The sequence below is a fragment of the Shewanella sp. UCD-KL21 genome, from assembly GCF_001957135.1.
GTDB lineage: Bacteria > Pseudomonadota > Gammaproteobacteria > Enterobacterales > Shewanellaceae > Shewanella.
Genome location: NZ_MPHK01000025.1, coordinates 28,187 through 42,157, shown reverse-complemented (window position 1 = coordinate 42,157; position 13,971 = coordinate 28,187). Strand labels below are relative to the sequence as shown.

Genomic DNA, 13,971 nt, shown 5'->3' with positions numbered 1-13,971 from the left:
TTAAATTCAATGGTTTTCCATAGTAGTAACGGATATTTTTAAATATCTGGCAACAAATTGCTAACGGATTACTTTGAGATGTTGCGGGATTAGTTTTCTTATTCACGTTTGTCGCTCACTGCATAAAAACAAGTTTCAATCCGACCTGTTGGTTAATCGGCTTAATATCTTCTTTATAGACCTAATATCGAGTACTTTACTGATCAATCAATTTTCATCGAGGAGTAACGCCATTTTCTTTATATTTTATGCCGTTGCCGCTAAAAGTCCTTGTATCTGGACTTTCATCAGATCTCTAAACCGAGCATAACGATGACCATGATGAGAACTGTAGTTACCTGCTCGCTTCTTACCGCCAAATTCAGATGTACCTGTGCAGCCTTTAGCTGTACGCAACAGATTAACCGGCCAGCGAGGCTTACAAACATCTTCGCCACCTTCTAGAATTTGGCCGGGGGCTTCAGGGTTTGCATGAGAAGGGTAGCCATATGCTGCTGAGAACTTTTTACAGATATCTTCAATATCTGATTCGTTATAGGGGATGGTTTCTGAATAAAAATGCCTTAAAGACCCTCCAATAAACAGGTTAGCTTGAACTGCTAGGAAGCCGAGACTAGGCCCAGCAAATATATGAATGCTCTTCATGCTTAACGATTAATCGGTTGACGTTTGCATACACAAAATTAATACCAGTACAGGTACCCTAATGCCCTAAAAGGCGTGGTTTAATGTCTGTATGTTGTAGCTCTCTTTTAAAAAGCACATTTTGCTTAAGATAGATTTGTGAGGTAGCGAGGAAGTTAGTTGCTCTAACATATTTTTCAAGAGCAGTGATTTCATTTTGCTGTGTCATAGTGGCATCATTATGAAAGATAAGGTTAGTTAGGCTATTAGTGAGAACACAGTATTCTTAACTTGGGCTAGTTGTGTACTCTTGATCTAACTTTGTATTAAAAAAATCATTAATAAAATGATTTTAGGTTAAGAAATTGTTGACCCACTTGGTGTTAGGCGATTTGCAATTGTTATTCTAGATGGGGCTTTAGGCGGCTATTTAAATAAATGTGATCACTGTCACCTATGTTTGAAGTTCTTCTATGCTAGTTTTTTCTCGCATTTTTTTGAGAACACCTATAACTAAGCTATAAGTGGTAAAGAATGGTAATGTTTGCTGGGCTTTAGTGGTTAAAGTCAGTAAAGTTAACTTGAATAATGCTAAATAATAATTAACTAATATATTCGCTCACTGAATTTAATAAACAGTAACAGTTTGGCTATTTACGAATGCATGCTGAGGCTGCGTACTTAGATTTTGATGAGCTCATTATAATAATTCGATAATTTTATTTTGTCTGAAGGTGTCGCTCGGTTTAAGCATATTTTTACAAAATAAAGTTATTCCAAGGAATAGATTAAGCAAATGGCAATGTTAGAAACAATTGTTGGTTTCATGAACAATTTACTCTGGGGTAAATTGTTAGTTTATGGGCTGGTTGGCGCAGGTATCTTTTTTACTGTTCGTCTTGGCTGTATTCAAATTACTCATTTCGTACACGGCGTTAAAGTATTAGCGATTAGCCGCCGTCCTGGTAAGCATGGCTTATCTTCATTTCAAGTTTTTTGTACCAGTATGGCTGCCCGTGTCGGAGCCGGTAATATGGCTGGTGTTGCGGTTGCAATCGGTGCCGCAGGTCCAGGGGCCGTATTTTGGATGTGGGCCATTGCCATGCTCGGTATGGCGACTGCAATGATCGAGTCAACGTTAGCACAAGTTTATAAAGTTAAAGACGTTGACGGACAGTATCGTGGTGGGCCTTCATATTATATGGAAAAAGGCCTTGGCCAACGCTGGATGGGCATTCTATTTTCAATCCTACTGATTATTTGTTTTGGCTTAGTATTTAATGCTGTTCAAGCAAATACGATCTCTGGTGCAATGACTGCCGTATTTGATTTAAATCCAATTTATGTCGGTCTTGGGATTGCGCTGTTGAGTGGCCTCGTGATTATGGGCGGTCTTAAAAAGGTCGCTAGAGTGTCAGAAATTATCGTTCCGATTATGGCATTAGCCTACATTGCGATTGCCTTGGTTGTTGTTCTAATGAATGTTGAGCAATTACCTGCCGTATTTATGTTGGTGATTAACAGTGCGTTTGGCTGGCAAGAGGCCGCTGCTGGTGGTGTGGCATACAGTGTTGCTCAAGCAATGCAGGCGGGTATTGCTCGCGGCTTGTTCTCTAATGAAGCAGGTATGGGTAGTGCAGCCAATATCGCGGCAAGTGCTTCACCGAATCCTAATCACCCAGCGTCACAAGGTTTTGTGCAAATGATGGGTGTATTTGTGGACACTATCGTTATCTGTACTGCAACTGCGGCAATTATCTTATTGTCTGGTGATGGTGGTGGCTCTGGTGATGGTATTGCAAGAACAATTAATGCATTAACGCATCATGTGGGTGACTGGGGTGGGGCATTTATTGCCTTTGCTATTTTACTTTTCTGTTTCACGTCAATTATTGCTAACTATTCGTATGCAGAAACTAACGTGATGTTCCTATCTGGTAATAAGAAAGGTGCACTACCAATTTTCCGTATCGCAGTATTAGGTATGGTTATGTTTGGCGCCGTGGCTAAGATAGGCATCGTTTGGGATTTAGCGGACGTTTCTATGGGCTTGATGGCGTTAGTTAATATGATTGCCCTGCTGTTATTGTCAGGTTTAGCGGTGAGAATTATTAATGATTACCGCCAACAAGTTAATAAGGGTGAAGATCCTGTATTTGATACGACTAAGTTCCCAGAGCTTGAAGGTCAGATAGAAGATGGGATTTGGATCAATAAAGAAGTTGAAGTGACCAAGTAACTCACTTTACTTAATCGCGAATGTTAATTGCAGATTAATCAAATCTGAGAAAAGCATTTAGCACAATCTAAAAAACCATGCAGTAATTGCATGGTTTTTTTTATGAAGCTCAGTATGATAGATAGCATGAATTAGAGTCCATTTTATAAAATAGGATTATCAGCAATGCTAGTATTAGTTTCTCCTGCCAAAACACTCGATTTTGAAACACCGGCATCAACCAAGAAGTTTACTCAACCGACTTTGCTTGATTACAGCCAACAATTGATTGACGTATGTCGTGAATTGACGCCAATGGATATTGCCTCTTTAATGAAAGTGAGCGATAAAATAGCAGGTTTGAATGCGGCTCGATTTGCACAGTGGCAGCCAAGCTTTACCCTAGATAATGCCAAGCAAGCGATGTTTGCCTTTAGGGGTGATGTGTATACCGGCCTTGATGCTGACTCACTGTCTGATATTGAAATCGATAAGGCGCAAAAGCACCTGCGAATTTTATCTGGTTTGTATGGCTTACTGAAGCCGCTGGATTTGATGCAAGCCTACCGTTTAGAAATGGGCACCAGCTTGGTAAACCCCGCAGGTAAAAGTCTTTATGCATTTTGGGGCGAGAAAATCACTACTGAAGTTAATGCAGCTGTTGCCAATCAAAGCGATGATATGGTGGTTAACTTAGCCTCAAATGAGTATTTTAAAGCGGTTAAACCCAAACTACTTAAGGCCAGTTTAATCACCCCGGTATTTAAAGACCGTAAAAATGGTCAATACAAGGTGATCAGTTTTTATGCCAAAAGAGCCCGCGGCTTGATGGCGCGTTACATTATCCAAAACGATGTGACGTCATTGGCACAATTGCAGCAATTTGACTTAGATGGCTATTATTACAGTGAAGACTTATCGACTCCTGCAGCGCCAGTGTTTTTAAGAGAAGAGCAAATTAAATAGCGCTGTAAACCTTACAAAGAAAAAGCAGTTAAAGTCTAGGCCTTTAACTGCTTTTATATTAAACCTAAAAGGCTGATAGATTATTTTTTATCAGCCTTTTTGGCTAATGGACGTAAGTTCAGTTCTGATTGCGCCATGAGATAAGCAAATTGCGCATAAGCGGCGACATTTTGCGCTAACGCCGCTGGGTCAATTTTATCTAGGGTATCATTTGGGGTGTGGTGATAATCAAAGTAATCAGTACCATCTTGCCTAAGTGATGCCACAGGTACCCCTAGAGAAGGCATCATAGACACATCAGGGCCACCAGAGGCATTATTGTTACCTAGTTTAACGCCATTGATTGTCATCGAACTGTGCTCAGCTTGCACTTGCTCAAATACGTTTGGATTAACGTTGAAATCAATTTGGTAAATCTTGCCTGCACCAAAATCAGATTCTGCGGCAATATAATGGTTTACTAGCTCATCAGCATGTTGTTTCACATAAGCTTTACCGCCCACTAATCCCACTTCTTCAGCTGCATATAGCACTACTCGGATGGTTCTGGCTGGTTTTTGGGGTAAATCTTGAATCAGTTTTGCCGCCGCAGTCACAATCGCAACACCTGCACCATCATCAATTGCACCAGTGCCTTCATCCCATGAGTCAAGGTGGGCGCCAATCAGTACCACTTCTTCAGCCTTTGTCGTGCCTGTTACCTCGGCTATAACATTGTAGGATGTCGCGACCCCTAAGTTTTTAGACGATAGGTTAAGTGACAAAGTGATATTGTCATCACGTTTTAACATGGCATTGATCATATCAGCATCTGGTGCCGACAAGGCAGCAGCTGGAATTTTTGCCACCCCATCTTTGTAACGCATCATGCCAGTATGGGCCATGCGGTCATGGTCGGTGCCAATTGAACGAATAACCACTGCGATAGCGCCTTTCTCTGCAGCAGCAACCGCACCTCTTGAGCGCCCACCGACTGATTGACCATAACCTTTACCGCTAATGTGGCGTTCGGTTTTATGATCAATAAAGACAATTTTGCCTTCGACTAAAGCGGGATCGGCGTCTTGCAGTGCTGCAAGGGTGTCAAAGCGCACAATGGGGGCCTGTAAACCTGATTCAGGCGTTGCCACGCTGCCACCTAGCGCACTAATAACCAGCGGCTGCTCAAACGGTGAGACGATTGATGCATGAGCATGGCCTCGTGACCAAGCGGGAACTTGAACAGATTCCTTATAGACCTTATCAAAACCTAAGCTTTTGAGTTTATTCATCGCCCATTCGACTGCGATGAGATCTTTCTCCGAACCGGCAAGTCGAGGACCGACTTCCACTGTCAATGATTCAACAATGTCATAACCTAAAGTCGACGATAATGCCTTTGTGGCCAGTTGCTGGCTAATTACATCGTTAGCAGACTGTGATGTTTGTGTTACTTGGGTATCATTTGATTGACTTTGGCAGCCCGATATAGAGGCCAAAACTATCCCTGTTAAAATTGATTTCTTATAGTTTTTCATGAGTTTCCTTCATTTTTATTAGCTAAGTCTCATTTTTAAAAACAATCTACCAAAAAGTGTGCTTCATGTCGCTGCCCGATTGGATAGGGAAGGCTATATTAGTCCTCAGTGATGATTAAGGAGAGCCAACGCGTGATGAATATAGAAATGATGCAGCAACGAGCAGATCATGCTGTAGTAATGCTAAAGGCACTGGCAAATGAACGCCGTTTATTTATTTTGTGCCATTTGCTGAATGAAGGCGAAATGTGTGTCGGCGAGATGAACAAAAAACTAGGCTTAAGCCAATCTGCGTTGTCGCAGCATTTAGCTTGGCTAAGAAAAGACAATCTTGTCTGTACACGTAAGGAAGCGCAAACCGTTTTTTACTCACTTAAAAGTGATGAAGTACGTGAGTTGATTAAAGTATTGGATAATTTATATTGCCATTAATGGCATTTGCGCTATCAGCTGAAACGTCTTAATCATATCTTGCTCTTGATGACAGTGAGATTAAGTTAAGGCGTTTTTTTATGTCTTAAATTTGGATTTGATATTTAGCGCTAACGAAATGCCTGTAAAAGCTTGTAGGCTGGGCAAGTGGAGAGAGTATTTTTTGTGAGTTATTTTATTGCAGATATAAAAAAACCGACCTAAGTCGGTTTTTGTAATATAAATCGCTAAAATTAAGCAGCTAGTGCTTTGATTTTTGCGTTTATACGTGCCTTTTGACGAGCAGCTTTATTCTTATGAATAAGGCCTTTAGTCGCCATACGGTCAACAATTGGTTGTGCTGCTGCGAATGCTTCGGTAGCCGCTTTGTGGTCACCGCTCTGGATAGCAGCGATAACTCTTTTAACGTATGTACGTAACATTGAACGACGACTAGCGTTATGCTGACGACGTTTTTCAGACTGAAGCGCGCGCTTCTTTGCAGACTTGCTATTAGCCAAGGTGCAACTCCTAAAACTGGGTTTAATACTTTGAGGGCGAGGAATATGCCTGCTTTTATTCATTTTGTCAATGAATATGATAGAAATAACGTCGAAAAGACAAATAAAACTACCTGGCTCGGTTATCTTCAACCCAACTCGTGTAAGATGTGGCGCAATTCTATCAGTTCTTATACCCCATAGACAGCATTAGAATCGAAAATTTGAGATATATCAGACTTAATTTAAACGCTTGTGTGCGGCTTTGGAGTGATGCTTGAGTAAATCGTTATTAAAATCAGGTGCTATCGTCAGTGTTATGACCTTGATATCTCGGGTGCTTGGCTTGGTGAGAGATGTCGTCATTGCCAATTTAATGGGCGCAGGTAGTAGTGCCGATGTGTTTATCTTTGCCAATAAAATCCCCAATTTTTTACGTCGACTATTTGCTGAAGGTGCTTTCGCACAGGCATTCGTGCCGGTGTTGACTGAATACCAACAAAACAAAACACCCGCTGAAACCCGTGAGCTATTAGGTAAAGTGGCCGGTACTTTGGGCGGCATAGTGACAGTTGTAACCCTAATTGGTGTGATAGGCTCACCGATACTTGCTGCATTATTTGCCGGTGGCTGGTTTTATGATTGGATAAACGATGGGCCGGATGCGGCAAAGTTTGAACTTGCTTCTATGATGCTCAAAATTACCTTCCCTTATTTATGGTTTATCACCTTAACGGCACTGGCGGGCTCGATTTTAAATACTCGCGGTAAGTTTGCGGTTTCTGCCTTTACGCCGGTATTTTTGAATATAACCATTATTATTGCCGCTTTAGTGTTTGCCCCCAAGATGGAACAACCTGAAATCGCTTTGGCTTTAGGGGTGTTTTTTGGCGGTTTAGTGCAGTTTTTGTTTCAAATTCCGTTTTTGCTACGTGAAAATGCTTTAGTAAAACCGTCATGGGGCTGGAACCACAGTGGAGTCGTGAAAATTAGAACCTTAATGATCCCAGCATTATTTGGCGTTTCTGTTTCACAAATCAATTTATTGTTCGATACCTTTATTGCCAGTTTTTTAATGACAGGCTCTATTAGTTGGCTTTATTACTCAGATCGCTTGCTTGAATTCCCTTTAGGATTGTTTGGTATTGCCATTGCGACGGTTATTTTGCCAGCGTTATCAAGAAAGCATATTGATGATAAAGGCAGTGGTTTTAGTGACACCATGGACTGGGGAGTCAGGGCCATTCTATTACTGGGTATGCCAGCCATGCTGGGATTAATCATTCTTGCCCAGCCGATGTTAATGGTGCTGTTTATGCGCGGCGCATTTACAGTATCTGATGTTGAAATGGCATCGTACAGTTTAGTGGCTTATGGCTGTGGTTTACTGAGTTTTATGATGATTAAAGTATTGGCGCCAGGCTATTACTCACGCCAAGATACTAAAACCCCAGTTAAATTCGGTATTATCGCCATGGTTAGTAATATGGTGTTCAATATCATTTTTGCCATTCCGTTTGGCTATGTAGGGCTTGCCATTGCCACTTCTATGTCTGCTTTTCTCAATGCTGGGCTGTTATATCGCGGCTTACACCTTGCTGGTGTCTATAAAGTAACGCGAGCAACCTTGATATTTTGCGCTAAAGTGGTCATTGCGACACTCGTGATGGCAGTGCTATTAGTTTACTTATTACCAGAGCAGCAAATGTGGTTAGATATGGCAATGCAAGTTAAGGTTTACAGCCTGTTAAAACTCATCGTATTAGGCGCATTAGCCTATTTATTCAGCTTAGTGCTAATGGGGCTAAAACCTTGGACAATGAAACGTCGATCATGAATGCTGATTATCCATTCTATCTAGTATATAATCAGCCGATTTACAGTAGCAGTTGTTTGGCGTAATGGAACTAATTCGCGGTATACATAATATTTTACCTTCGCATAATGGATGCGTGCTCACTATTGGTAACTTTGATGGTGTGCATCGTGGTCATGCGCAAGTGATTAATAATTTAGTTAATAAAGCTAAACACTTTCAGCTACCTGCTGTAGTAATGACCTTCGAGCCACAGCCGCAAGAGTTATTTCGCCAACAAGATGCCCCTGCAAGAATTAGCTTATTAAGAGATAAAATTAGTTTGCTAGAAGAGCTCAATATTGATCGTCTTCTGTGTGCTAATTTTAATACTCGTTTTGCTAATCAACCGGCAGAGCAATTTATTGAAGATTTATTAGTCAATAAATTAGGGGTGAAGTATCTAGTGGTTGGTGATGATTTTTGTTTTGGTAAAAACAGAACTGGCACCTTTGATATGTTACTTGAAGCAGGTAAAAAGTTCGGTTTTACTGTGGTCAGTACCCAAAGCTTTATTTTAGGTTCGACCAGAGTGAGCTCCACTGCGGTTCGTGAGCAGTTAGCATTAGGTAACTTAGAGCAAGCAAGGCGCTTACTCGGGCACCCAGTGTTACTGTCAGGTAAAGTCGCTCACGGCCAAAAAATTGGGCGAACCATTGGTTTTCCAACTGCCAACATTGCATTAAAGCGTAAAGTATCACCTGTTAGAGGGGTGTTTGCGGTGAAAATGTACTGGGATGGTAGTGATATTTATGAAGGCGTTGCCAATGTTGGTTTTAGGCCAACCGTAGATGGGCAAGTCTGTCAATTAGAAGTGCACTTATTCGACTACTCTGGTGACTTATACGGTAAAAGAGTGGAAGTTGAATTGGTGGCAAAAATCCGTGATGAACATCCGTTCGAGTCACTGGATGCGTTAAAAAAACAAATTTTGAATGATGTAAATGAAGCAAAAGCTTTATTTAGCAATGATGCAGGTTGAGATTAATCAGCCCAAATAATGGTATAGGATCAATGACCGACTATAAATCTACTTTGAATTTGCCGGAAACCGATTTTCCGATGCGCGGTAATCTGGCTAATCGTGAGCCAGCTATGTTAGACCGTTGGACTCAAGACGAACTTTATCAAAAAATTCGTGACAGTCGAATTGGTCGCAAACCGTTTATTTTGCATGACGGCCCTCCGTATGCGAATGGCAATATCCATATTGGTCACTCGGTAAACAAAATATTAAAAGATATCATTGTTAAGTCTAAAACAATGGCAGGTTTTGATGCGCCATATATTCCTGGTTGGGATTGTCACGGCTTACCAATTGAATTAATGGTAGAGAAAAAAGTTGGCAAACCAGGTCAAAAGATTTCTGCTGCAGAGTTTCGTGAAGAATGTCGTAAATACGCCGCTAAGCAAGTTGACGGTCAACGTGAAGACTTTATTCGTCTAGGTGTATTTGGTGATTGGCACAATCCTTACTTAACGATGGATTACAGCACTGAAGCGAACATCGTGCGTTCTTTATCTAAAGTGATTGAAAGCGGTCACCTGCACAAAGGTGTTAAGCCTGTTCATTGGTGTACTGACTGTGGTTCAGCACTAGCAGAAGCTGAAGTTGAATACGAAGATAAAACCTCACCAGCTATTGATGTTGCATTTGATGCCGTTGATAGCGCAGCGGTTGCAGCCAAATTTGGCGTTGAAGGTTACACAAACACGGTTTCAGCAGTTATTTGGACCACGACACCTTGGACATTACCGGCTAACCGCGCATTATCATTAAGCCCAGAGCTTGACTACAGCTTGGTTGAGTTCGTTAAAGATGGCGTAACGAAAACCGTTATTCTAGCTGAAGTACTAGTTGAAGGCTGTTTAACCCGCTTTGAAGCTGAGTCACATCAGGTTATCGGCACCACAAAAGGCGCTGAGCTTGAGCTAATGCGTTTTAAGCATCCTCTGTCAGCATTTGATGTGCCTGCCATTCTTGGCGATCATGTGACTACTGATGCTGGTACTGGCGTAGTTCATACTGCACCAGGTCATGGTCAAGACGATTTCGTGGTTGGTCAAAAATACGGCTTAGAAGTCGCAAACCCTGTTGGTGACAATGGTGTTTATAAAGCTGACACTGAGTTTTTTGCTGGTCAACACGTATTCAAAGCCAATAAAAGTGTTGTTGAGCTGTTAGAAGAAAAAGGTCAGTTATTGTGTCATGTGGCATATCGTCACAGTTACCCACATTGCTGGAGACACAAAACGCCGATTATCTTCCGTGCAACGCCACAATGGTTTATCTCAATGGATAACCATGGCTTGCGTAAGCAGGCGTTATCTGAAATTGAACAAACGCAGTGGATCCCTGATTGGGGCCAAAGCCGTATTGAAAAAATGGTTGAGAACCGTCCAGACTGGTGTATTTCACGCCAACGTACTTGGGGCGTACCAATCACCTTATTAGTTAATCGTGATACTGAAGAATTACACCCAGATAGTGTTTCTATCATGGAGCGTGTTGCGCACCGCATCGAGCAACAAGGTATTCAAGCTTGGTGGGATCTTGAGATCAGTGAACTGATCGGCGATGAAGCTGATCAATACCGTAAAGTGACTGATACTTTAGATGTTTGGTATGACTCAGGTTCTACTTTCTCATCAGTTGTTGCATCACGCCCTGAATTCCAAGGCCACGAGATTGACTTATATCTTGAAGGTAGCGATCAGCATCGCGGGTGGTTCATGTCTTCATTGATGATTTCAACGGCAATGAATGGTAAAGCACCTTACAAGCAAGTACTAACACACGGTTTCACCGTTGATGGTAAAGGCCGTAAGATGTCGAAGTCTGTAGGCAACGTGATTGCACCGTTACAAGTGATTAATAAACTTGGCGCTGACATCTTACGCTTATGGGTTGCAGCAACAGATTACAGTGGTGAGATGACGGTTTCTGATGAAATCTTAAATCGCAGCGCTGACTCATATCGCCGTATTCGTAACACTGCGCGTTTCTTACTGGCTAACTTAAGTGGCTTTAATCCTGAAACGGATATGATTGCAACTGAAGATATGGTGTCGTTGGATCGCTGGGCTGTACGCCGCGCAGCAGCATTACAAGAAGAAATTATTGAAGCTTACGAGCAATATAATTTCCACTTAGTAACCCAAAAGCTAATGCAGTTCTGTTCTGTTGAGCTTGGTAGCTTCTACTTAGATATCATTAAAGATCGCCAATACACAGCTAAATCAGATGGCCACGCTCGTCGTAGTTGTCAAACTGCTTTGTACCATATTGCTGAAGCAATGGTACGTTGGATAGCGCCAATTTTAAGCTTTACCGCTGACGAAATCTGGCAGCTACTTCCTGGTGAACGTGAGCAATACGTGTTTACTCAAGAGTGGTACCAAGGCCTAGAGTCAGTGACTTTAGCTGACGATTTAAATGATGAATACTGGCAGCAACTGTTAGCGGTTCGTAACGAAGTTAACAAAGTATTAGAGCAAGCCCGTCGTGATAAGCGCATTGGTGGCTCACTGCAAGCTGAAGCGACGTTATATGCTGATGAAGAGTTAGCGGCAAAACTGGCTCAAGTGAATGATGAGCTGCGCTTTGTATTGTTAACATCTAAAGCGATTGTTGCCCCATTAAGTGAAGCGCCTGCTGATGCAATTGAAACAGAGCTTGCTGCATTAAAGCTTGTTGTTGCAGCAAGTGAAGCGCAGAAGTGTGAGCGTTGCTGGCACTACAGCGAAGATGTAGGCACTGTCGAGTCTCATACGACACTATGTGGCCGCTGCGTAACAAACATCGAAGGCGATGGCGAACATCGCGACTTTGCATAAAGGACTTGCTTGATGCCACTAACATGGAAAGAAAGCGGCATTCGTTGGTATTGGGTAGCTGTATTGGTATTTATTGCCGATCAGCTATCTAAACAATGGGTGTTAGCCAATTTTGAGCTGTATGAATCAATACAGCTGTTACCTATTTTTAATTTCACCTATGTGCGTAATTACGGCGCCGCGTTTAGCTTTTTAAGTGAAGCCGGTGGCTGGCAACGCTGGTTTTTTACCATCATAGCCGTTGGTTTTAGTACATTGCTGACCATATGGCTACGTAAACAATCAGCGTCACTGTGGCGTACCAATCTTGCGTATACGCTCATTATTGGTGGCGCTATTGGTAATTTAGTTGATCGTTTAATGCATGGTTACGTAGTGGACTTTATCGATTTCTACTGGAAAACCAGCCATTACCCAGCATTTAATATTGCTGATTCAGCTATTTTTATCGGTGCAGCATTGATTATTTGGGAAGCGTTTAAACCCGAAACCCAAGCGGCAGAAAGTTAGGGAGTCTATTTTGTCTGAGCAACAACTTGCACGTTCCATTGTGTGCCATATGAATATCATTTTAGAAGATGGCTCAACGGCAGAGAGCACCAAAGCATCAGGAAAACCAGCGCGTTTTAATGTTGGTGATGAGAGCTTAAGCCCTGCATTTGAATCAGAAATTTCAAGCCTCAACAAAGGTGATAAGCATAGCTTTACCTTAGAAGCGATTGACACTTTTGGTGAGTCTAATCCAGATGCTGTTCATCATATGGACAGAAGTAAATTCCCTGCTGATATGGCATTAGAACCTGGCGTCATTGTTAGTTTCGGTGGTCCAGGCGGCAGTGAAATTCCGGGTATGGTTCGTGAAGTTGCTGGTGATTCAGTGACGATTGATTTGAATCACCCACTTGCAGGGCAAAAGTTAACCTTTGAACTTGAAGTGGTAGAGGTACTTTAAAATGCTTAAAGTTGATCCTACATCGCCAGAACTAAATATCTTACTAGCAAACCCGCGCGGTTTTTGTGCAGGCGTTGATCGTGCCATTAGCATTGTCGAGCGCGCTTTAGAGTTATTTGAACCACCTATTTATGTACGCCATGAAGTGGTACATAACCGTTATGTGGTTCAAAACTTAAAAGATCGCGGTGCTATATTTGTTGACGAGTTAGAGCAAGTACCAGATAACAGCATTGTGATATTTAGTGCCCATGGTGTTTCTCAGGCTGTTCGTAAGGAAGCTAAAACCCGTGGTTTAAAAGTATTTGATGCCACTTGCCCTTTAGTCACTAAAGTTCACTTGCAGGTTACCCGAGCAAGCCGTAAAGGGGTTGAGTGTATTCTGATTGGCCATGAAGGTCATCCAGAAGTCGAAGGTACTATGGGGCAATATGATAACCCTGAAGGTGGGGTTTATTTGATTGAATCCCCTGAAGATGTAATGTCACTTCAGGTTAATAATCCTGAAAACCTTTGCTTTGTCACGCAGACCACATTATCAGTTGATGACACGTTAGATATCATTGCAGCCTTGCAGCAACGTTTTCCTTCTATTGAAGGGCCTCGTAAAGATGATATTTGCTATGCCACTCAAAATCGTCAAGATGCAGTGCGTAACATGTCATCAGAAGCAGACTTAATGATTGTAGTGGGTTCTAAAAATAGTTCTAACTCTAATCGGCTGCGCGAACTGGCTGAAAAAACCGGTACTGAAGCATATTTAGTTGATACCGCAGCTGATGTTGATGAAGCTTGGTTTAAAAATGTAAAAAAAGTGGCAGTGACGGCAGGGGCTTCAGCGCCTGAAGTCTTGGTTCAACAAGTTGTTGACGCGATTGCCAAGTTTGAGCCATCAGTAGTTACTGAGGTTGAAGGTCGTAAAGAAGATACCGTCTTTGCGGTGCCTGCTGAATTACGCTAACGCTTAACCTGCTTAAAAGAAACCGTAACTCCGTAGGATTTACGGTTTTTTTATATCTGCAACTAATGGACTATACTCTTAAGATAACCTAAATTAGTGATTTACCTTTATCTAATAAACAATAAAGCTA

Annotated in this window: 11 protein-coding genes and 1 pseudogene; 9 read left to right on the top strand and 3 right to left on the bottom strand. The window is 41.9% G+C overall.

Annotated elements, in window-relative coordinates; genetic code table 11:
- Positions 1 to 321 precede the first annotated feature (321 nt).
- Positions 322 to 853 (bottom strand): annotated as a pseudogene (locus tag BM739_RS17640) (hypothetical protein); the annotation flags it as partial.
- A gap of 573 nt (positions 854 to 1,426) precedes the next feature.
- Between BM739_RS17640 and BM739_RS17630 the strand changes: the two are divergent.
- Positions 1,427 to 2,863 carry a sodium:alanine symporter family protein gene (locus BM739_RS17630; protein ID WP_076542978.1) on the top strand — a complete coding sequence of 479 codons (1,437 nt, stop codon included), beginning with the start codon at positions 1,427 to 1,429 and terminating at the stop codon, positions 2,861 to 2,863.
- Positions 2,864 to 3,028: 165 nt separating this feature from the next.
- Entirely contained in the window at positions 3,029 to 3,808 is a 780-nt protein-coding gene (gene yaaA / locus BM739_RS17625) for a peroxide stress protein YaaA (RefSeq protein ID WP_076542963.1), read from the top strand.
- An 80-nt stretch (positions 3,809 to 3,888) separates the two neighbouring features.
- Here yaaA and BM739_RS17620 read toward each other — a convergent pair whose 3' ends face one another.
- Entirely contained in the window at positions 3,889 to 5,325 is a 1,437-nt protein-coding gene (locus BM739_RS17620; protein ID WP_076542962.1) for a M20/M25/M40 family metallo-hydrolase, read from the bottom strand.
- A 135-nt stretch (positions 5,326 to 5,460) separates the two neighbouring features.
- Between BM739_RS17620 and BM739_RS17615 the strand changes: the two genes are divergently transcribed.
- Positions 5,461 to 5,757 (top strand): metalloregulator ArsR/SmtB family transcription factor, encoded by a 297-nt coding sequence (locus BM739_RS17615; RefSeq protein WP_076542961.1) that lies wholly within the window; start codon positions 5,461 to 5,463, stop codon positions 5,755 to 5,757.
- Positions 5,758 to 5,990: 233 nt separating this feature from the next.
- Here BM739_RS17615 and rpsT read toward each other — a convergent pair whose 3' ends face one another.
- Positions 5,991 to 6,257: a 30S ribosomal protein S20 gene (gene rpsT, locus BM739_RS17610; RefSeq protein WP_076542960.1), complete on the bottom strand. Its 267-nt coding sequence runs from the start codon at positions 6,255 to 6,257 to the stop codon at positions 5,991 to 5,993.
- Positions 6,258 to 6,513: 256 nt separating this feature from the next.
- Between rpsT and murJ the strand changes: the two genes are divergently transcribed.
- From murJ to ispH, 6 genes are all read left to right on the top strand, one after another.
- Positions 6,514 to 8,073 (top strand): murein biosynthesis integral membrane protein MurJ, encoded by a 1,560-nt coding sequence (gene murJ / locus BM739_RS17605; RefSeq protein ID WP_076542959.1) that lies wholly within the window; start codon positions 6,514 to 6,516, stop codon positions 8,071 to 8,073.
- A 64-nt stretch (positions 8,074 to 8,137) separates the two neighbouring features.
- Complete coding sequence (gene ribF / locus BM739_RS17600) at positions 8,138 to 9,073, top strand: bifunctional riboflavin kinase/FAD synthetase (RefSeq protein WP_076542958.1); 936 nt, start codon at positions 8,138 to 8,140, stop codon at positions 9,071 to 9,073.
- A gap of 32 nt (positions 9,074 to 9,105) precedes the next feature.
- Positions 9,106 to 11,928, top strand: a complete 2,823-nt coding sequence (gene ileS / locus BM739_RS17595; protein WP_076542957.1) for an isoleucine--tRNA ligase — start codon at positions 9,106 to 9,108, stop codon at positions 11,926 to 11,928.
- A 12-nt stretch (positions 11,929 to 11,940) separates the two neighbouring features.
- On the top strand, positions 11,941 to 12,438 hold the full coding sequence (lspA, locus tag BM739_RS17590; RefSeq protein WP_076542956.1) for a signal peptidase II: 498 nt from the start codon (positions 11,941 to 11,943) through the stop codon (positions 12,436 to 12,438).
- A gap of 10 nt (positions 12,439 to 12,448) precedes the next feature.
- The gene (fkpB, locus tag BM739_RS17585) at positions 12,449 to 12,880 is read left to right on the top strand and encodes an FKBP-type peptidyl-prolyl cis-trans isomerase (protein ID WP_303046103.1); all 432 of its coding nucleotides are present in this window, start codon (positions 12,449 to 12,451) and stop codon (positions 12,878 to 12,880) included.
- Position 12,881: 1 nt separating this feature from the next.
- The gene (ispH, locus tag BM739_RS17580; RefSeq protein WP_076542955.1) at positions 12,882 to 13,841 is read left to right on the top strand and encodes a 4-hydroxy-3-methylbut-2-enyl diphosphate reductase; all 960 of its coding nucleotides are present in this window, start codon (positions 12,882 to 12,884) and stop codon (positions 13,839 to 13,841) included.
- Positions 13,842 to 13,971 lie beyond the last annotated feature (130 nt).

What these genes read in the sequence shown, in the direction of transcription:
- BM739_RS17630 (WP_076542978.1), top strand. Translation starts at nt 1,427, where the DNA reads ATGTTAGAAACAATTGTTGGTTTCATGAACAATTTACTCTGGGGTAAA.
- ispH (WP_076542955.1), top strand. Translation starts at nt 12,882, where the DNA reads ATGCTTAAAGTTGATCCTACATCGCCAGAACTAAATATCTTACTAGCA.
- ileS (WP_076542957.1), top strand. Translation starts at nt 9,106, where the DNA reads ATGACCGACTATAAATCTACTTTGAATTTGCCGGAAACCGATTTTCCG.
- BM739_RS17615 (WP_076542961.1), top strand. Translation starts at nt 5,461, where the DNA reads ATGAATATAGAAATGATGCAGCAACGAGCAGATCATGCTGTAGTAATG.
- lspA (WP_076542956.1), top strand. Translation starts at nt 11,941, where the DNA reads ATGCCACTAACATGGAAAGAAAGCGGCATTCGTTGGTATTGGGTAGCT.
- BM739_RS17620 (WP_076542962.1), bottom strand. Translation starts at nt 5,325, where the DNA reads ATGAAAAACTATAAGAAATCAATTTTAACAGGGATAGTTTTGGCCTCT.
- yaaA (WP_076542963.1), top strand. Translation starts at nt 3,029, where the DNA reads ATGCTAGTATTAGTTTCTCCTGCCAAAACACTCGATTTTGAAACACCG.
- ribF (WP_076542958.1), top strand. Translation starts at nt 8,138, where the DNA reads ATGGAACTAATTCGCGGTATACATAATATTTTACCTTCGCATAATGGA.